The sequence below is a fragment of the Pseudoalteromonas sp. GW168-MNA-CIBAN-0100 genome, from assembly GCF_040309225.1.
Taxonomy (GTDB): Bacteria; Pseudomonadota; Gammaproteobacteria; order Enterobacterales; family Alteromonadaceae; genus Pseudoalteromonas; species Pseudoalteromonas arctica.
Window position 1 is genome coordinate 29,158 of sequence record NZ_JBEOOL010000010.1, and the last position, 20,014, is coordinate 49,171.

A 20,014-nucleotide genomic window follows, 5' to 3' on the forward strand; every position below is an offset into this window, starting at 1 on the left:
ACACGTTTTATCCAACTAAATACGTGCCTGTCCCAAAAGCAATTTGAACAGACTGCTCGTTATGTAATTCCATTCGACAAACACACACTTTATTACCTGAGCGAATAAGTGTGGCACTCGCTGTAAAGCTCTCTCCTTTACCAGGGCGCAAATAATCGGTGCGCAAGTCGATAGTCCCAAGCGTGGCTAATTTTGTTTGCACACTTCCTATATCTAAATCGGTGAGCTTATCAATCACGCTTGCTGCAGCGAGCATACCGCCTACATTATCAAGTACGGCTGAAATAACACCACCGTGCAGTATTTTTTGCGCAGGGTTACCAATGAGTACATCCTGCCACGGAAACGTAATTTTGGCCTGTTCAGGGCTCAACGACTCAACCGATATTTGTAAAAACTGGTTAAACGGCATGCCATTTACAAATAATGCGCCCACTTGTTCAATTAACATTTCTTTATTCATTATTATTCTCTATGTTTAAACTGGTACGATGAGTAAAGCATAACTTAAGCAAAACTACGAGGCTCTAGTTAAATCATTTACTTAGCAACCTAACTTTAAGAAAGCAGATCTATCTTAATAAGCGGTTTCAACACTACCAGAGTTTAATTTACTTACAATAGAGTTGAAGTTAATACCAATTAGCTTAATTAAGTGATCTATCTGGAGGTAAGAAAATAGTGTCTATAACAAGGCAAAAAACTCGTTATTTAGTTGTTCTATATCAGAAATTTTCAACGCAGCTAGCGTCAGATTTGATCCCTCAAATTGATTAAGTAGTATTGCGGATTGGTATAAGTAACTCAGCTAAAGACATCTCACTAAAAAACCACTAAAATACCCGCCAATGAATACATCAACACCACCTTCTAGCACCCTTGTGCGTAAACCCGAAACTGTCCTCAAACAAGTGTTTGGCTACAGTGAATTTCGCGACGGCCAAAAAACAGTTATTGATGCTGCTATTAACGGCCAAGACTCGCTTGTATTGCTCCCTACTGGCGGCGGAAAATCGGTTTGCTATCAAATACCCGCTTTAGTACTCGAAGGCGTAACTATTGTTATATCTCCGCTCATATCGCTAATGCAAGATCAGGTAAGTCAACTTCAAGCACTTGGGGTTAAAGCCGCTTACGTAAATAACAGCTTAGCGCGAGAAGAGCAGCAATTGGTGTATCAACAGCTTCATCAGGGGCAAATTAAGCTTTTATATGTGGCACCTGAAAAAGTATTACAACGCGAATTTTTAGAGCGTTTATCGCATTTAAATGTAAGCTTATTTGCCATTGACGAAGCGCATTGTGTGTCGCATTGGGGTCACGATTTTAGGCCTCATTACTTTCGCTTAAACGAATTAAAGCAACGTTTTGCACATGTACCCATGATGGCGCTCACTGCAACTGCCGATAAAGCCACCCGTTTTGATATAGTTGAGCAACTAAAATTACAACAGCCTTATATTCATACTGGCAGCTTTGATCGCCCCAATATTCGCTACACCATAGAAGAAAAATTTAAACCTATGGTGCAACTACTTCGCTACTTAAAAGAACAAAAAAGCCAAAGTGGTATTATTTATTGCACCAGCCGTAAACGTGTAGACGATATAGCTGAAAAAATAGCTGATGCAGGTATTAACGCCGCTGCCTACCATGCAGGTATGAGTAATGAGCAACGACAATTTGTACAAACTGGTTTTGCCCGTGACGATATACAAATAGTGGTCGCAACCGTTGCTTTTGGTATGGGTATAAACAAGCCTAACGTGCGTTTTGTACTGCATTACGATATTCCAAAAAGTATAGAGTCGTACTATCAAGAAACAGGCCGAGCTGGGCGAGATGGACTTGCCGCAGAAGCCATAATGTATTTTGACCCAGCTGATATAGGTCGCGTAAGGCGCTTTTTTGAAGACATAGACGACGAGCAACGCCGCCGTGTAGAAGAACAACGCTTTAACGCAATGGCAAGCTTTGCAGAAGCACAAACGTGTCGCCGCCAAATATTGCTTAACTATTTTAGTGAGTATCAGCGCGAACCTTGTGGTAACTGCGATATTTGTCTAAATCCACCTAAAAGCTTTGACGGTACATTAGTTGCCCAACAAGCGCTTTCTTGTGTGTATAGAGCTGACCAGCGCTTTGGTCTTGGGTACATTGTTGAATTACTACGTGGTGCAAATACTAGCCGCATACGCGATAACAATCATCATGAGCTAAGCACTTACGGCATAGGTAAAGATAAAAGCAGTGAATTTTGGCTTAGTATTTTACGCCAGCTTATTCATCAAGGCTTACTTAGCCAAGATATAACGCAAGGTGCGTCACTTAGGTTAACCGAAGCCGCGCGTGCAATTTTAAAAAGTGAGTACGCACTGCAATTAGCCGAGCCACGCCTGCAAGCCAAACACGTTTATCAAGATAAGTTAGCGCAATTCAATTACGACAAAAAACTGTTTGCTCGCCTGCGCGCACTACGTAAAGAACTTGCTGATGCCGATGATGTACCACCTTATGTGGTATTTAATGATAAAACGCTAGCCGAAATGGCGCAGCTTATGCCAACAAACGACAGTGAATTTTTAAAAGTGTCGGGTGTCGGTTTTACTAAATTAAATAAGTACGGCGGCGAATTTTTAACGGCAATTCGCAATTACCTAGCTACAAATTAAGAACCTTATGACCCAAATAGAATATGACCACGCCCATAAATACATTTTAATTACGCCAGTCGAGCCTCCACACGATGAAGACTTTGAGCTGTGGAGTACACTCTTTTTACACTCAGATGATGTAACACTCAATGAGTATTCTGCAGGCGCCGATCGCCATCAAGTCCGCTTTACCTATAATCAGCAGACCTTTAATTTAAACTATGAGCATTATAGCCAAAGTATTTGGATTAATGCCGAAGGCCATGAAGCTGAGCACTTATTAGCCGCTTTAGCATTTTATTTAAGTTAGCTTTTAATACCCCGCGCACAGGCGGTTCTAAACCAAGTTGGTTATTAACATAAGTGAATATGAGTAACAATTAATTAGTTTCAAAATCCATACCTTTTACTTACATTATAATAACAATGATGTAAGCTGATATTACGATAGTCATTTGCTACGTAGCAGTAAAGAGGTTTAATGGTGAACAAGAAATGGATAGCACAATGTTGTATTAGCTTAACGGTTTTAAGCTTTTATGTGCCTAATGCATTCGCACAACAATCTTCAATGAAAACCGATAACTGCCTTCTAGAACAGACAGATTTAAGCACAAATAAAAACTTACGCCGAGAAGTTCAAGACAAAACAACCCTCACGCACAGTAATAGTAACGCTAAAATAGCCTCAATAAAGCTCAAGCAACTTAATGTATTTAATACTGAGCTTGAAGAGGAAAATAATGCCCTATTCCGATTTGCTAACCGCGCTCATATTCAAACAGAGCCCGATGTCATTAATAACCTTTTATTATTCTCCCCAGGTGACAAGTACGATGCTAAAAAGCTTGCAGAGTCTGAGCGCCTACTTCGTAAAGAAAGCTACTTATATGATGCACAAATTAGTGCAATCGAAAACTGCGACGGCGATGTTAATGTAGAAGTGGTTACCCGTGATTTATGGACACTTTTACCTGAAGTAAACTTTAGCCGTAGCGGCGGAGAAAATAAATCGAGTATAGGTTTTAGAGAATCAAACCTGCTTGGTTGGGGGAAGCGCCTTTCGTTGTCACGCACGACCGACAGCGATCGTAGCGGTTATTTATTTGTTTACGACGATCCTAATATTTTATCTACTCGCTACCGCGGCCGTTTAGAGTACGCTGATAACAGCGATGGCAAGCGCCATTTACTTGAGCTAACCTATCCATTTTACGCGATAGACACCCCTTTTAGTTACGGTATTTTAAGCTATTCTGAGCAGCGCGAAGAGTCACTATATAAACGCGGCGAAGAGTTTAGCGAATTTGATCAAACTACTGATTTAAACCGTGCATTTATAGGACACTCTAAAGCGCTTAATAATAATTGGACCCAACGCTTAACCTTAGGTTATACCGACGAGCAGCATACCTTTGAAGCTATAGACACTACATTTGCACCACTTGCCGATGACAGAAGTTTAAGTTATCCCTTTATAAGCGGCCATTGGTTTGAAGATAACTACATAAAAGTGCGCAATTTTGACAGTATATCTCGCACTGAGGATTTAAACTTAGGTTGGAATATTAAAAGCTTAATTGGCTATTCAGACGAATCATTAAGTAATGACGACAGCCGCGCGGTGTATTCTTTTAACTTTAAAAAAGCCCACTTTACTAACGATAATACCTTATGGCGTTTTAGTGCTGATATTGATGGCTATTGGAATAAAGAACAGAAAAAACTCGAAAACTTTATGGCCACTAGCCAAGTACAATATTATTTAAATACCAGTGAAGACCAATCTTGGTATGTTAAAGCTCGGATGCAATACGCAAAAAACCTTACTGCTGATCAACAACTTACTTTAGGCGGCGAAACAGGCCTGCGTGGTTACCCTATGGATTATCAACATGGCGACCGCAGCTTTTTAGTTAATCTAGAAAAGCGCTATTACTGGGAGTACGATTTACTACAACTATTTAAAGTGGGTGGCGCAGCTTTTGTAGATGTAGGCAGAGCATGGTTTAACGATGAGAATAACGGCGAAAATTCACATGTATTAAAAAATATAGGCGTGGGTCTTCGTTTAGCACCAAGTCGTGCAAACTCAGGAACCATGATCCACATTGATATTGCAGCCCCAGTTGATAGCTACGATGACGTAGACTCAGTACAGTGGTTAGTGAGCGTTAAAAACACTTTTTAAATAATACAAACGCGTTAAACTAATACCAATTGAATTAAATTGGTATAAAAGTTCAGGGCCTAATGTGGAAATAATAGAAGTTTTAGAATTGTTTGCATCACAATATAAGTTAATTGTAACTATAATCGCTATTTTGGTTTTCCCTCTGCTATTAAAAATAACCAAAAAATTACTCGAAAAAGCAATTAAGGGGAAAGTTGATTTACACCGAAAATACCGTGCAGAGCTCTTACTAAAAATTATACTCGCCTTTGTCGTGCTGTGTTTAGTTTTAGTATTTTGGGGTATAGAGCTTCGTGGCTTATTGGTTTTAGGCTCCTCTTTATTCGCTATGTTGGGCGTAGCACTCTTCGCTGCCTGGTCATTATTAAGTAATCTCACCGCATTTTTACTAATGTTTATTCAAAACGATTGCCGTGTTGACTATTGGGTACGAATTATTGATGGTGCAAATCATGTTGAAGGGCGCATTGTTGAAATGGGCTTAATGAATGTAGTACTTGAGCATATTGATGGGCACCGTGTAATTTACCCTAATAATTTATTTGTGACACGCCCTGTCATGGTTTTAAATAAAGAACCAAAGCCAACAAAAGCTCCCGTTATAAAGCGTATTATTGGCCCTAAAAAACATAGTTAAAAAAGTAATAGTCACAAAAAAGCCGCAGAAGATAATTACCTTCTGCGGCTTTTTTAATGCTTTAACTAACCAAAATTAAGGTTAACTATTAGTTATTTAGCTCAGCTGTTTTAAGCTCGTCATCTAAATCATTTATCTCATCAATAAAGTTCTCTAGTTGCTGCTCTACTAAACTATTGTCATTTGCAAAGTAAGCAAGGTGGAATACCGCATCACCTTCATTTACTAATGGCATAGTTTGCTGACCAATAACAATACCGCCTTTAGGCGCTAAAAGCTCAAGCTCAGAGTCACCTAGTGGGCTACTAATATAAGCAAGTACTTGCCCTTTAGTTACATGCTCACCCAGTGATACTTGTGCACGCACAATACCATCAACTTCGGCACGTATCCAACTAGTTGAACCTGCAATAATAGGATCTGGTAACTTTTTAGGACGCTTGCCACGGATCATTTTTAAATGACGCATAACATAATCAACACCCTGCACACCTGCCGCAATTGCGATTGGATCAAAACGCAGTGCTTCACCAGCTTCATAGGTTATAACCGGTATACCTAGGTTTGCTGCTTCACTTCGTAATGAGCCATTACGCAATGATGCATCTATAACTGCTGGCGTGCCGAATGCTTTAGCCATTTCAGCGGTTGCTTCATCAGCTAAGTTAGCGCGAATTTGCGGTAAGTTAGTTCGATGAATAGCGCCAGTATGTAAATCAATAATGTGGGTACAATGTATTGCCACTTGATTAAAAAACATATAAGCCATACGCCCAGCAAGTGAGCCACGCTCAGAACCTGGGAAACTACGGTTCATATCGCGTCGGTCTGGTAAATAACGCGATTTATGAATAAAGCCAAACACATTCACAATAGGCACAGCGATTATTGTGCCGCGCAGTTGGCTTGGGTCTATTTTAGCAATTAACTGACGCACAACTTCTACGCCATTTAGCTCATCACCATGAATAGCCGCACACACCATAAGCACAGGACCTTCCATTACACCGTTAACCACTTCAATAGGAATATTAAGTGGTGAATGGGTATAAAGCTTAGCTGCCTCTAAGGCAAGTGTTTTACGCTCGCCTACGCCTACACTTTCACCTAATAAGGTAAAAGGACGGTTAATTTTAACCTTTGCCACGTGTTGCTGTTCCTTTACTTGAGGCATTTTTTTCGATGAAATCAATCACCATGCCTGCAATGTCTTTACCTGTTGCTATTTCAATGCCCTCTAAACCTGGTGATGAGTTTACTTCCATCACAAGTGGTCCACGAGATGAGCGAAGTAAATCAACTCCCGCTACGTTCAAGCCCATTGATTTAGCCGCCGCTACTGCCGTTTTACGCTCCTCTGGAGTAATACGAACTAATGTAGCACTACCACCACGGTGAAGGTTAGAGCGGAACTCACCTTCTTGTGCTTGGCGCTTCATAGCTGCTATTACTTTATCGCCTAATACGAAACAACGTATATCGGCACCACCCGCTTCTTTAATGTATTCCTGAACCATAATATTAGCTTTTAAGCCCATAAATGCTTCAATAACACTTTCAGCCGCTTTGCGTGTTTCAGCAAGTACAACACCAATGCCTTGTGTGCCTTCAAGTAATTTAATTACAACAGGTGCACCGCCTACCATTTCTAGTAAGTCTTTTACATCATCTGGTTTGCTAGCAAAACCTGTTACTGGCATACCAACGCCTTTGCGCGAAAGTAACTGAAGTGAGCGTAATTTATCGCGCGAACGAGAAATAGCGACTGATTCGTTTACAGGGTAAACACCCATCATTTCAAACTGACGAAGTACCGAACAGCCATAAAATGTAACCGATGCACCAATACGCGGGACGATTGCGTCAAATTCTTTTAAGTTTTCACCGCGATAGTGAATTTCTGGTTGCTCAGAGTTGATATTCATATAACAGCGCAATGCATCAATCACTTTAACTTCGTGACCGCGTGCCTCTGCCGCCTCAATTAAGCGACGTGTTGAATATAATTTTCTGTTGCGAGATAAAATACCGATTTTCATAGTTAAACCTTACGACCTAATAGTTGAGATAAAGCCGGGTCAACGACTATACGATTTTCCATGGCTGTACGCCCTAATAACATTCTAAACTTCATTGTTGCACGGCTTGTTAAAGTAAGCTCGATAGGCCAGCTGTGCTCGTCTGCATGCAATGTAGTCTCTATAAAGTAACGTAACTCTTTTTGCCCACTTGAGCTGGTTACGTACTTCATTTTTTTAACTTTTGCATTGCAAGTGACTTGCGTTTGCTCATCATCTTGCAGTGGCTGGGCCGTAAATTTAACCCATTTTTCTGAGTCAACTTCGTATTCTTCAATGTTAATTGCATGAATACATGAAGTGCGAGCGCCAGTATCAATTTTTGCTTTTATCTCGTTAATACCAAGCTCAGGTAAACTTAACCACTCACGCCAACCAACTGTGATCTTTGCTGTCATAAATGTGCCCTTAATAAAAAAGTGACTTATACGCTACAGGTAAAAAAACACCAACGAAATAAATTTATCTAGTCGATTAGTAAATTAAATTGATCTTTTTAAACAACTGGTCACACAATGCACGCCTTGCTGAATAGTACTTTATGCCACTTTACTCAGCCCAAAGGCTCTGCATATATTTTGCTATTTAAGCTTAACTTATTAAAAATAAAGGTAAGTTTAAAATAGTTAAGTAGATACACTATAGTTAACGGTATTAAAAATACACTATTATGAGAAATAATTATGATTAATGGTTTACTACATGCACTTGTACTTGATGGACAAGGCGGCGCTCGCCCTATTGAAAGCACTAATGAGCTAAATAGCTGGCAACCAAGCCACGGAAAACTTTGGGTGCACATGGACTATAGCCAAAGCGAGGCTGTTCAGTGGCTCAAGGCACAACCTCATTTAAACGACTACGAATTAGAGTCCTTAATTGCTGATGAAACACGCCCGCGTATTACATCAACTACTAACGGACATATGTTATTTTTACGTGGTGTAAATTTAAATCCAGCACAAAGCCCTGAAGACATGGTTTCAATTCGTTTATTTATTAGCGAAGACATTCTTATTACTACCCGCAAGCGTCGTTTATTATCGGTGCAAGATACGCTCGCCTGTTTAAATGAAAATAAAGGCCCATGCAATATTTCTGAGCTAGTATGCTCTATTACACAAAAACTAACTTCTCGCATGCAAAGCGTTATTGACTCACTAGATGAAACACTCGACGAGTTTGAAGAAGAAATAGATGAACCAAGTAAAAAGTTTGATAACCAAGGTTTATCACAGTTGCGCCGTCAAACAATTGCCTTAAAGCGTTATTTAAAACCGCAAAAAGAAGCCCTTAGCTCAATGGTAAATAATCACTACCCGTGGCTGTTAGATGACGATAAAGCAAAATTAAACGAAACAACTAACTTACTTATTCGTTATTTAGAGGAGCTTGATAGCTCTATTGAACGTGCGCAAATCATTCAACAAACAATCACTAACCAAGTGTCTGAGCAATTAAATCAGCGTATGTATGTAATGTCGGTTGTGGCTGCATTGTTTTTACCTTTAGGCTTTTTAACCGGCCTGTTCGGCGTAAACGTAGGAGGCATTCCGGGTACCGAGAGTCCTTATGCGTTTAGTGCTTTTGTCATATTTTTAATTGTGCTTACTGGCGGTATTGGTGTGTATTTTAAAAATAAAAAATGGTTGTAATACCAACCCGCAATAATACTTAATCAATTTGAGAGATTAAATCTGACGCTAACTGCGTTAAAAATTTCTGATATACGTCTGCATGGATGCAGGAGGTAGAGCAATGCAGGAGCAATTAGTGATAATAACTAAATAACGAAATTTTTGCTTTGTTATCGACACTATTTTCTTACCTAAAAATAGATCACTTAATTAAGCGAATTGGTATAAATTAAGTTTTTACAGTTAAAAAAGCCACTCAGCTTTAAACTAAGTAGCTTTCTAAACTACTGAATAACTAAATAATTAGTTAGTTTTACGCGTATAACTAACGTCAGTCATTGTTACTTTAGCTTTTGTAATTCCTAAATCTTTAAAGCACTCTTTAAATGAATCTGAGTTTCCTGACTCGCCACACTCATCTAGTGTATATGGGTCTTGTGATTGTAAATAATTACCAAACTTGAAGTAAGATTCTGAATCATCTTCTACCGGAATACCAAAGGTAGTACCTAGTGCAGTCACATCTACATCACCGTAATTATTAACTACTTTTAGATTGAATGAACCACCACTTCTGATAGTACCTAGTGCATGTTTTTCTTCTTTACCACTGGTGTTACGCAGGCGAACATAAACGTCAAAAATCCCGTTACCTGCTACGCTATCATCAAAACCTGATTCATCAGTATCTGAAACATATACTTTTGAAATCGTACCCGTATCGCTAGCGTGGTGCTGAGAAATAATCGTTTTACCACCATCTGACATTTCAACTTTTACAGTTGCCTCAAAAACCTCATAGGTTTCAGTCATTGCAACACGTGCACTTTCTTTTACTTTATATTCATGACGCCAGCCATTCCCGTTTGGAGTGATATGACGCGCTTCTAGAGGAACAAACTCTAAAGTGTCGCTATTTACTAATGGATGAGGATCGTTACCTTCAAGGTCAAAAATACTACCGTTGGTGATGTTGCTTGCTATACCTGAGCCACTACCAGTGTCGCCACCGCCAGTATCACCACCACCCGTGTCTCCACCGCCAGAAGAAGTTCCCTTAGTTAATGAAAAGTTGTCAAAGCGAACATCATTTGAGCTTTTGTCATGCTTAGCAAATACCTGCAATGAATTAGTACTAGCTGTGGTGAAAGTTTTAGATACTTTTGTCCACGAAGAAACGTTAAATTTCTCACTTTTAAACAAACCATTAAGATCGTTAATGCCGATTTGTCCCTTGCCAAGTACGTACGCACTTAACGTGTACTGAGTATTTCGATCTACATCTACATTCTGGTAAACACGCCCTGGGCTACCTTGAATTTTTAATGATTTAGAGCCTTTATACGAATCTGAAGATAGTGCTGCGGGCTCTGTTTCATTCCAGTTACTCCAACCATCTTCAAAACCAGAATTATCAATCGTGGCAGCATGCGCAAAAGAAGTACTCGCAGCAATTGCAGAACAAATAAGTAACTTTTTATATTTAACCATCATTTTTATTCCTTTAAATCTGTATAAATAACCTAACAGCTAACTTAGTACTAAATACCAAACTTAGCTTGAGCTTGCATCATGTAAACAGACTTTCAATTCAAAAAATTGGTAATATCAAAAATAAATTAAAATAACTCAAATTGGTATTACCAAAACATTGCCAGACCGGTAAGGCAAGGCTATATTTTTTGTATCCAATATGTCAACAAGTGAATTGTTACCATGAAATCAGCTAAACGTTCTAAAAATAATAATAAAATAAACATTAATCAATTAATAACAACAAGTTAAAAACAAACCAATTTAAAAAAACGAATGTTGTTATTTGTAAATTTCAGAAAATAGTAGTAATTAAAATAAAATGGTCTATTACCAATTTTTATTTATAGCTTAATGCTTTATGAATAAACCGAATTAAATTTTGATTAAATTGTAACTGAGAAAAACTGGTCATACCAATAAGGCACTAACACAGCTTGATTTGAAAATAGATTTAGTACGAATAATTAATTAAATGGAGCTTTAATCAACACATTTACTAGCATATTAAAGCCCTAAATATTTAGATTTATTAGTCTCTAGCTAGTCCATGTTGACCTTTGGTGGTTGAATTTGTAGCAGTATATTTATTTAATACCAATTCGTTTAATTAAGTGATCTATTTTAAGGCTGGAAAAACGTGTTGATAGCTAGGTAAAAAAATCGCTATTTAGTTGTTCTAAATGAGAATTTTTTAACGCAGGTAGCGACACGTTTAGCCCCGTAAAATGATTAAGTATTATTACGGATTGGTATAACCTCGAAAATAAACATGCCCTAGTTATAGGCATAAAAAAGCGAGTGCTTCTACAGCACTCGCTTTTAAACTAGTTAATCTAAACACTCGTTAATTACATTACTCTTGAAAGTAAGTACCCCAACCATCGTACTCAACTTCGCACTCAACGGCTAGTTGCGCTAGCTTATCAACGTCTTCCATAATAACGTCTACGTCTAGCTCAGCTTCAACTACAATGTCAAAGCTCCAAATTTTGTTACCGTCTTCAAGCTCAAGCTCTGCTGGTTCTTCAACATCGTAACCCAATTTAAAAGCAGCAAGTGCAGCTTGCTCTAACTTAGGAAAGTCTTCACACACAAAGTGGTGCTCTACTTCATAAAGTATTTCAGGGTCTGACCCATCTTCAAGTAGTGAACTTACGATGTCTTCACTTATTTCACGCCAGTTTTCCATTATTTTTCTCTCACTTGAGCATCTAATTCAGTTATTTTAGCAGCCATAATGCTATGCACGCTTTTAGCATGCTCACGCGCGCTAATTTCTTTATCAAGCGGTATAGGCGCTAACATTTCGATGTGAATTGTACCATTATCCCAACGATTTAGCTTAATGGTTTTATGTGTTGTATTCATACATACCGGAATTATGGGTACATCTGCGCTCATTGCGGTGTGAAATGCACCGGTTTTGAATGGTAGCAACCCTCTTCCGTAGCTTCGTGTACCTTCTGGAAACATCCATACAGATAAGCCATTATTTTTAATTTTTTCGGCTGCTTTTGAGATAGTTCCTGCCGCTTTGGAGCGATTCGATCTGTCTATTAATATATTACCCGACAACCAATAAAGCTGACCGAAAAATGGGATCCACTTTAAGCTCTTTTTACCCAAACTTACGCAGTTTTTTGGCACCATTGCTGGCACTGTAAATAAGTCGTAGCTATTTTGATGATTAGCAACATAAACTGCAGGACCTGGATCAACGGCATCTTTATGACGTGTTAAAACTAGCTTAACGCCAACCATTTTAGCCATTGAGCCAAACCAACCCGCTATAATATGTACATTATTAGGGTGAAATGGTCTTACAATCGAAAGTAATAAACCAAAAATACAACTGAATAATATAAACAGCAGCATAATAAAAACGCGTATAACAGCTAGCAAATGGGCTTCTCCAAAAATGAATTATAATTATTATAGCGTTATTTTGTGACACAAACGAGTCAATAGCGCACAAGTGTACGCTGAAATATTTAAGCTCTTTATTTTAAAACAAAAACGGCCTGCAAATGCAGACCGTTTTTATTTATACAAAAAAGTAATTGGCTACTCTTCGCTAATAACGTCTATTGGTTCATCATCTTGAGGGGTTAGCTCAACAACGGCTTCGTCAACACGCTGTAAGCCACGCGGTAGTTTATTACCCCTACGTCCTCGCTCACCATGATAATGCTCTAAATCACTTGGTTTAAGTGTTAGTTTACGCTTACCAGCATGAAGCGTAACACTGCTTCCTAGTGGTACAACAGCAAGCACTTTTACAAACTCTTCACGGGCTTGTACTTTAGCACCTGGTATAGAAATGATTTTATTACCTTTACCCTTACCTAATTTTGGTAAGTCTCGCAGCGGGAATAAAAGCATTCGACCTTCGTTAGAAATAGCCATACAGTAATCGCTAGCAACATCGTTCACTCTAATAGGAGAAAGTAATATTCCACCTTTAGGGACACTTACCAGCGCTTTACCGTTTTTATTTTTACTAACTAAGTCTTTAAAGTCGGTAATAAAGCCGTAACCTGCATCTGACGCCATAAGCAATACTTGCTCGTCTTCACTCATTACCACGTGCTCAAAATTAGCACCTGGTGTTAAGTTAAAGCGACCTGTCATTGGTTCGCCTTGGCTACGCGCCGAAGGTAGACTGTGCGCATCGGTTGCAAACGCCCGCCCCGCTGAATCTAAAAACACCGCAGGTTGATTACTCTTACCACGAGCAGAGGCTCTAAAGCCGTCCCCTGAGCGATAATTTAAGCCTTGTACATCTAAGTCATGACCTTTACCAACGCGTGCCCAGCCTTTGTCTGATAGCACAACAGTAACTGACTCTGATGGAATTAAATCTTTTTCGTTAAGTGCTTTCGCTTCTGAGCGCTCAATCACTGGCGAGCGACGATCGTCACCATACATTTCAGCGGCTTCTTGAATTTCTTTTTTAAGCAGTGTCGACATACGACGTTCTGAGCCCAAAATTTGCGCTAATTTATCACGCTCTTTAGCCAGTTCGTCTTGCTCACCACGAATTTTAAACTCTTCAAGTTTTGCTAAATGACGAAGTTTTAATTCTAAAATTGCTTCTGCTTGCATATCAGTTAAATCAAAGCGCTCCATTAATACAGGCTTTGGTTTATCTTCGCTGCGAATGATTTCAATTACTTCATCAATATTTAAAAAGGCGGCTAGCAAACCCTCTAAAATATGTAGACGTGCTAATACTTTATCTAAACGATACTGCAAACGACGACGCACTGTTTCGCGTCTAAATATTAGCCACTCACTTAAAATACAGCGTAAGTCTTTAACTTGCGGGCGGCCATCTAGGCCTAGCATGTTTAAGTTTACTCGGTAATTTTTTTCAAGATCGGTGGTTGCAAATAAGTGCGCCATTAATGGCTCAGCTTTAATGCGGTTTGAGCGCGGAATAATTACAATGCGTGTTGGATTTTCGTGATCTGACTCGTCACGTAAATCGGCAATCATTGGTAATTTTTTAGCGTTCATTTGCGCTGCAATTTGCTCAAGTACTTTACCACCAGAACATTGATGCGGCAGCGCTGTAATAACAATATCACCATGCTCTTCGGTATAAACCGCACGCATTTTGATAGACCCACGACCGGTTTTATATATTTTGTGAATATCGGCTTTTGGGGTAATTATTTCAGCATCTGTTGGGTAATCTGGTGCATGTACAAGCTCAAGTAATTCTTCAAGCTCTGTTTTTGGTTTATCAAGTAATAAACAACATGCACTAGCCACTTCACGTACGTTATGTGGCGGAATATCGGTTGCCATACCTACGGCAATACCCGTTATACCATTTAGTAAAATATGCGGTAAACGAGAAGGCAGTACAACAGGTTCGTCCATTGTGCCATCAAAGTTTGGTGTCCAATCGACGGTGCCTTGGCCAAGCTCTTTAAGCAGTACTTCTGAAAACTTAGATAAACGCGCTTCGGTATAACGCATTGCTGCAAACGATTTAGGGTCATCTGCCGCGCCCCAGTTTCCTTGTCCATCCACCAAAGGGTAGCGGTAAGAAAACGGCTGCGCCATTAATACCATCGCTTCGTAACATGCACTGTCGCCGTGTGGATGGTACTTACCAAGCACGTCACCCACTGTACGGGCTGATTTTTTGTACTTAGCGTTAGCCGACAAACCCAGTTCGCTCATCGCATAAATAATACGACGCTGTACTGGTTTTAAACCATCACCTACATGCGGTAAGGCGCGGTCCATGATCACGTACATGGAATAATTTAAATAGGCGTCTTCGGTAAAACGCCCCATTGTTTGTTGCTCAATTCCTTGCATTAGCAAGGTATCTGTATCACTCATTAAAGCTTACCTAGTTTTTCTTATAGCTTACACGGTAGATTACATTGGCGTAATCATCGCTTACTAACAGACTGCCGTCACCTAATTCTGCAAATGCAACAGGGCGTCCAAATGTTGTTTCGTCTTTCATAAAGCCAGTAATAAATGGCGTATATTTAGTTACGCGACCTACTTCAATTGTTGCTAGCCCTACTTTATAACCTGACTTTTTAGAACGGTTCCATGAGCCATGTTCAGCAACAAATAATTGTTGCTTATAGCTTGCTGGAAATTGCTTACCGTTATAAAAATGAATACCTAATGGCGCTACATGCGCTGGAAGTGCAAGAGCTGGCGACGTGTAATCGGCAATATTTTTACCTTCACCAAACTCAGGGTCAATAATTGCACCGGCATGAACATACGGAAAACCAAAATGCTCACCCTCTTGCGTTGCACGGTTTAACTCATCAGGCGGAATATCATCGCCCATCATGTCGCGACCGTTATCACTAAACCATAAAGCTTGAGTAGCTGGATGAAAATCAAAACCGACGGTGTTTCTAACGCCCTTGGCTATTGTTTTTATTTGTTTTGTTTCTACATTAAGCGCAAAAATACGACCAAAACGTTCATCTTCAGCACAAATATTACACGGTACAACCACCGGAATGATTAGCTCGCCCGTTGGTGCAAAACGTAAAAATTTCCAACCATGATGACGCTCGCTCGGTAATGCGTTATAAACCACATCAAATTTTGGATCTTTTAATTGGGTATCAATATTTTTAAAGCGAATAATACGATGTACTTCGCCTACGTATAAATCGCCATCTTTAATTGCTATGCCAGAGGGCATGTTTAGGCCTTTAGCCACAACAATTTTTTTATCTGCTACGCCATCGCTATTATGATCAATAAGCGCATATACGTTGCCCGCTTTACGAGAGCCAACATACACAATACCTTTTTTGGAAACAGCTATTTGACGTGCATTTTCTACATCATTTGCAAATAAGCTTATTTCAAATCCCGGTGCTACGGTGAGCTTATCGAGTATATTTTTCGCCATTACAGGAGCGGTAGTCAGCCCAAGTAACAGCAAACTTCCTAGTAGTTTTTTCATTCGCCTCTCCTAGTGTTAAGCACAGGTAATTAAACGAGTGCCTTGTTACCATGATCTTCTAACCATTGACGACGATCAGGCGATCGTTTCTTAGCAAGCAGCATATCCATCATTTCCATGGTTTCTACTTCTTCATCAAGCGTAAGCTGCACTAAACGTCGTGTATTTGGATCCATCGTGGTTTCACGCAGTTGTAACGGGTTCATTTCACCCAGACCTTTGAATCGTTGTACGTTTACTTTTCCGCGTTTTTTCTCGGCTTCTATGCGCGCCAAAATAGCGGTTTTTTCTTGCTCATCAAGTGCGTAATAAACTTCTTTACCAATATCGATTCTAAATAATGGCGGCATTGCTACATACACATGCCCTGTTTTTACTAACTCTGGGAAATGGCGAACAAACAGTGCACATAATAGTGTTGCGATGTGTAGTCCATCCGAGTCAGCATCGGCCAATATACAAATTTTATTGTAGCGTAATGCCGACATATCGGTTGATTCTGGATCAATACCCAGCGCCACTGAAATATCGTGTACTTCTTGTGATGCTAGTATTTGGCCTGACTCAACTTCCCAGGTATTCAAAATTTTACCACGTAGCGGCATGATAGCCTGAAATTCACGGTCTCTTGCTTGTTTAGCAGAGCCACCAGCAGAATCACCTTCCACTAAAAACAATTCGGTACGGTCGTTATCGGCCGCGCTACAATCGGTAAGTTTACCCGGTAAAGCAGGACCTGCAGTAACACGTTTACGCACTACTTTTTTAGCTGCACGCAAGCGAGTTTGTGCATTTGAAATACATAACTCAGCTAATAACTCTGCGGTATCTGTATGTTCATTTAACCATAAACTAAACGAGTCTTTTACAACCCCCGATACAAACGCAGAACACGAGCGTGATGATAGTTTTTCTTTTGTTTGCCCTGCAAATTGTGGATCTTGCATTTTAACCGACAACACGTAACTACAACGATCCCAAATGTCATCAGGAGTTAATTTCACACCACGCGGTAGTAAGTTTCTAAACTCACAAAATTCACGCATTGCTTCAAGCAAGCCTTGGCGTAAACCATTTACATGCGTACCACCTTGCGCGGTAGGAATAAGGTTTACGTAGCTTTCGGCTATTGATTCACCACCTTCTGGTAGCCATACAACAGCCCAGTCAGCGCCTTCAATTGAACTTTTAAATTCGCCAACAAACGGGTCTTGCGGTAATGTTTCAAAACCTTTAATTGCTTCAACTAAATAATCTTTTAAGCCTGTTTCGTAAAACCATTCTTGGGTTTCTTTTGTTTGCTTATTAACAAACTTAATTCGCAGCCCGGGACACAAAACGGCTTTGGCTTTTAATAAATGATTAAGTTTAGTAATTGAATAATTTGGTGAATCAAAGTAGCTAACATCAGCCCAAAAACGAACCGTAGTACCGGTGTTACGCTTACCCACTGTACCAATTACGTTTAAGTCTTCTACTTTATCGCCGCTTTCAAATGCCATTCTGTATTGTTGAGCGTCGCGTCTTACTGTTACTTCTACACGCGTAGATAACGCATTTACTACCGAAATACCTACGCCGTGTAAACCACCCGAAAATTGATAGTTTTTATTAGAAAACTTACCACCGGCGTGTAATTTAGTGAAGATCAATTCAACCCCAGGGATACCTTCTTCTGGGTGAATATCAATAGGCATACCACGCCCGTCATCACTTACTTCAAGCGAATTGTCTTCGTGGAGTATTACGTCGATACGAGTAGCATGACCCGCCATAGCTTCATCGACACTGTTATCGATAACCTCTTGGCCTAAATGATTGGGACGTGTTGTATCTGTGTACATCCCTGGGCGTCGTTTTACCGGATCTAATCCATTAAGTACTTCAATGGCTTCGGCGTTATAATTTTGATCACTCATAGTTTTTGTCTTTATATCCGCTAAGGCTCTAATACGTTTTACTAGTTTTATTGTTATATGCGCTAAAGCGTTAATATAGTAACTAACCTCAGTTCAGGCTAACTAGTTTTACGTGATTTTAAGAAAATCTACAATACTTGCAAAGGTGCGTTCAAATTCAACGTAGCTATGATCGCCACCAAATTCTATCAATTGCTTGCATTGCGAATAATATTTTACTGCGTGTTGAAAGTTCAACACTTCATCGCCTGTTTGCTGTAATAAGTACAGTAACTCAGGGTATGCTAATTTATCTACAGCGAGTAATTTAAGTGCCTCAATATGACTGTTATTTAAATCGTAATGATAATCTTGATACGGATTATAATTAGGTCCAAGTAACGACTGTAATAAATTATAGGGTGCGACCGCGGGATTAATAACCACTGCAGGAATTTGATAACGCTGCGATAAATACGTGGCAAAAAAACCACCTAACGAGCTACCTAATAAAACGGTATTTGGCGTTAGTAATTGTTCAAGCTCAATTATAGCTTGTAGGGGCTCGTGGTTTAAGTTCGGTACACAATAATCAACGTCATAGTTTGCCATAAGCTCACCAAAGCGCACAGCTTTATATGATTTTTGTGAACTATTAAAGCCATGAATATAAATTACGCGTTTAGCCATACTACTTCCGTTTTTACTTCTACTTTATCTTTTTTACTCTTTATATTTAGCGTTCTGTAAGCTGGTCCCGCATTTTTTTGCTCCCACTGTGAAGTGTGCTTTACAAACTGTATTGAGCTGGCTGGGGTCGCATATATGGGCAGCCCTCTAAAACTTTGTTCGTAATCATTGTGCACATGCCCATGAAAAAGCGCAGATACATTATTACTATTAACTAAGATATTTAAAAGCTGTGGGCCATTTTCTAATAAGTGTTTATCAAGGTAGCCGTTTATTGGCAGCGGATTATGATGACAAAATATAACTTTACTATTATTCGAGTTGACTAAAGCGTCCGTTACTTCATCTAAATGCGTGCCAGTAACCCATCCTGCGGGCGTGGGCCCTTTAGAATTAATAAGAAGTAGCTCAATCCCATTAGCAATAATATGTTTAGCCGAATTTATTTGCCCACCACTTATGCGATTAAGCATTGCTAGTTCATCATGATTACCTGGCACCCAAAATACAGGGCAAGTAATGTCACTGGCATTTATAAGTTCACTAAATAATAAGTACGATTCAAAACTATGATCTTGTGTTAAATCGCCACCAAAAATAATGCAGTCTATTGATTGCTTAGCTATGTGTGCCAAGGCTTGTTCAAAATGATCTGCGGTATTTACAGTAAAGTACTCACCGCTTTTGTCTGCAAATAAATGGCTGTCAGTAATATGAGCAATTTTTAAAGATGATTTATCAAATGTATATGTATCATCAAACCAAGCCATTATTTACATCCCAATTTAACGTCGCTTGTCCGTGCTCTACACAGGCCACTAACCAATCGTATAAAAAAGCATTCAGTTGATACTTTTCATCTTTTTGATGCATTTTAGGGTTAGGGTATCCATAAGATGGTTTTATGCGTTGATGGTAATCGTGATGAACAATTTCAGCCACTTTGGCATCGTGATACATGCGTACCGTTAAATACAGTGGCGTAATCCCTTTAACCATTCCTGTTAGCTGCTTAATTGAAATATCCATGGTGTATTTTGCGCTGCCATCAATTTTTGTAGCAAACTCACTGTTGCCAAATTTAACTTCACGAATGCTTCCTATATTGCGCTCGCTCGGTAACAACTTTAATAGTCGCACATAGTTATGCTCACAAAGTGTTAAATACTTTGGGAGGCTCTGAATATATCGCTTTGTTGCTAATTGTGCTGTCAAAGTACCACCAT

The 20,014-nt window shown here is 39.4% G+C and carries 18 protein-coding genes; 5 read left to right on the forward strand and 13 right to left on the reverse strand.

Annotated features, from left to right (window positions below; translation table 11 throughout):
• Positions 1–7 precede the first annotated feature (7 nt).
• Positions 8–463 carry a thioesterase family protein gene (locus tag AAEY62_RS08000; RefSeq protein ID WP_007583728.1) on the reverse strand — a complete coding sequence of 152 codons (456 nt, stop codon included), beginning with the start codon at positions 461–463 and terminating at the stop codon, positions 8–10.
• A gap of 385 nt (positions 464–848) precedes the next feature.
• Here AAEY62_RS08000 and recQ point away from each other — a divergent pair, with 385 nt between their 5' ends.
• From recQ to AAEY62_RS08020, 4 genes are all read left to right on the forward strand, one after another.
• Positions 849–2,672, forward strand: a complete 1,824-nt coding sequence (gene recQ / locus AAEY62_RS08005; protein WP_024590701.1) for a DNA helicase RecQ — start codon at positions 849–851, stop codon at positions 2,670–2,672.
• A gap of 7 nt (positions 2,673–2,679) precedes the next feature.
• The gene (locus AAEY62_RS08010; RefSeq protein ID WP_007583724.1) at positions 2,680–2,964 is read left to right on the forward strand and encodes a DUF3630 family protein; all 285 of its coding nucleotides are present in this window, start codon (positions 2,680–2,682) and stop codon (positions 2,962–2,964) included.
• A 171-nt stretch (positions 2,965–3,135) separates the two neighbouring features.
• Positions 3,136–4,845 (forward strand): BamA/TamA family outer membrane protein, encoded by a 1,710-nt coding sequence (locus AAEY62_RS08015; RefSeq protein WP_024590700.1) that lies wholly within the window; start codon positions 3,136–3,138, stop codon positions 4,843–4,845.
• Between the two features lie 64 nt (positions 4,846–4,909).
• Positions 4,910–5,485: a mechanosensitive ion channel domain-containing protein gene (locus AAEY62_RS08020; RefSeq protein WP_024590699.1), complete on the forward strand. Its 576-nt coding sequence runs from the start codon at positions 4,910–4,912 to the stop codon at positions 5,483–5,485.
• An 88-nt stretch (positions 5,486–5,573) separates the two neighbouring features.
• Here AAEY62_RS08020 and AAEY62_RS08025 read toward each other — a convergent pair whose 3' ends face one another.
• The 3 genes from AAEY62_RS08025 to AAEY62_RS08035 are packed head-to-tail and all read right to left on the reverse strand — an operon-like array spanning position 5,574 to position 7,961.
• The gene (locus AAEY62_RS08025) at positions 5,574–6,632 is read right to left on the reverse strand and encodes a succinylglutamate desuccinylase/aspartoacylase family protein (RefSeq protein WP_024590698.1); all 1,059 of its coding nucleotides are present in this window, start codon (positions 6,630–6,632) and stop codon (positions 5,574–5,576) included.
• A complete protein-coding gene (rimK, locus tag AAEY62_RS08030) occupies positions 6,619–7,524 on the reverse strand; it encodes a 30S ribosomal protein S6--L-glutamate ligase (RefSeq protein ID WP_002961977.1) in 906 nt (301 codons plus the stop codon). The genes AAEY62_RS08025 and rimK overlap by 14 nt, the downstream gene beginning before the upstream one ends.
• A gap of 2 nt (positions 7,525–7,526) precedes the next feature.
• On the reverse strand, positions 7,527–7,961 hold the full coding sequence (locus tag AAEY62_RS08035) for an ATP-dependent zinc protease family protein (RefSeq protein WP_024590696.1): 435 nt from the start codon (positions 7,959–7,961) through the stop codon (positions 7,527–7,529).
• Positions 7,962–8,246: 285 nt separating this feature from the next.
• Between AAEY62_RS08035 and zntB the strand changes: the two genes are divergently transcribed.
• On the forward strand, positions 8,247–9,218 hold the full coding sequence (gene zntB / locus AAEY62_RS08040; protein WP_024590695.1) for a zinc transporter ZntB: 972 nt from the start codon (positions 8,247–8,249) through the stop codon (positions 9,216–9,218).
• A 285-nt stretch (positions 9,219–9,503) separates the two neighbouring features.
• Here zntB and AAEY62_RS08045 read toward each other — a convergent pair whose 3' ends face one another.
• From AAEY62_RS08045 to AAEY62_RS08085, 9 genes are all read right to left on the reverse strand, one after another.
• On the reverse strand, positions 9,504–10,691 hold the full coding sequence (locus AAEY62_RS08045) for a polysaccharide lyase family 7 protein (protein WP_024590694.1): 1,188 nt from the start codon (positions 10,689–10,691) through the stop codon (positions 9,504–9,506).
• An 898-nt stretch (positions 10,692–11,589) separates the two neighbouring features.
• Entirely contained in the window at positions 11,590–11,925 is a 336-nt protein-coding gene (rraB, locus tag AAEY62_RS08050; protein WP_007585369.1) for a ribonuclease E inhibitor RraB, read from the reverse strand.
• The gene (locus AAEY62_RS08055) at positions 11,925–12,638 is read right to left on the reverse strand and encodes a 1-acylglycerol-3-phosphate O-acyltransferase (protein ID WP_024590693.1); all 714 of its coding nucleotides are present in this window, start codon (positions 12,636–12,638) and stop codon (positions 11,925–11,927) included. The genes rraB and AAEY62_RS08055 overlap by 1 nt, the downstream gene beginning before the upstream one ends.
• Positions 12,639–12,800: 162 nt before the next feature.
• Positions 12,801–15,095 carry a DNA topoisomerase IV subunit A gene (gene parC, locus AAEY62_RS08060; protein WP_350634779.1) on the reverse strand — a complete coding sequence of 765 codons (2,295 nt, stop codon included), beginning with the start codon at positions 15,093–15,095 and terminating at the stop codon, positions 12,801–12,803.
• 10 nt (positions 15,096–15,105) lie between these two features.
• Positions 15,106–16,200 (reverse strand): PQQ-dependent sugar dehydrogenase, encoded by a 1,095-nt coding sequence (locus tag AAEY62_RS08065; RefSeq protein WP_350634780.1) that lies wholly within the window; start codon positions 16,198–16,200, stop codon positions 15,106–15,108.
• 29 nt (positions 16,201–16,229) lie between these two features.
• Positions 16,230–18,119: a DNA topoisomerase IV subunit B gene (gene parE / locus AAEY62_RS08070; RefSeq protein WP_024590690.1), complete on the reverse strand. Its 1,890-nt coding sequence runs from the start codon at positions 18,117–18,119 to the stop codon at positions 16,230–16,232.
• Between the two features lie 108 nt (positions 18,120–18,227).
• Positions 18,228–18,788 (reverse strand): YqiA/YcfP family alpha/beta fold hydrolase, encoded by a 561-nt coding sequence (locus AAEY62_RS08075; RefSeq protein WP_007585377.1) that lies wholly within the window; start codon positions 18,786–18,788, stop codon positions 18,228–18,230.
• The gene (locus AAEY62_RS08080; RefSeq protein WP_024590689.1) at positions 18,773–19,558 is read right to left on the reverse strand and encodes a metallophosphoesterase; all 786 of its coding nucleotides are present in this window, start codon (positions 19,556–19,558) and stop codon (positions 18,773–18,775) included. Before AAEY62_RS08080 ends, AAEY62_RS08075 begins: the two co-directional genes overlap by 16 nt.
• Positions 19,545–20,003, reverse strand: a complete 459-nt coding sequence (locus tag AAEY62_RS08085; RefSeq protein WP_024590688.1) for a DUF1249 domain-containing protein — start codon at positions 20,001–20,003, stop codon at positions 19,545–19,547. Before AAEY62_RS08085 ends, AAEY62_RS08080 begins: the two co-directional genes overlap by 14 nt.
• Between the last annotated feature and the right edge of the window lie 11 nt (positions 20,004–20,014).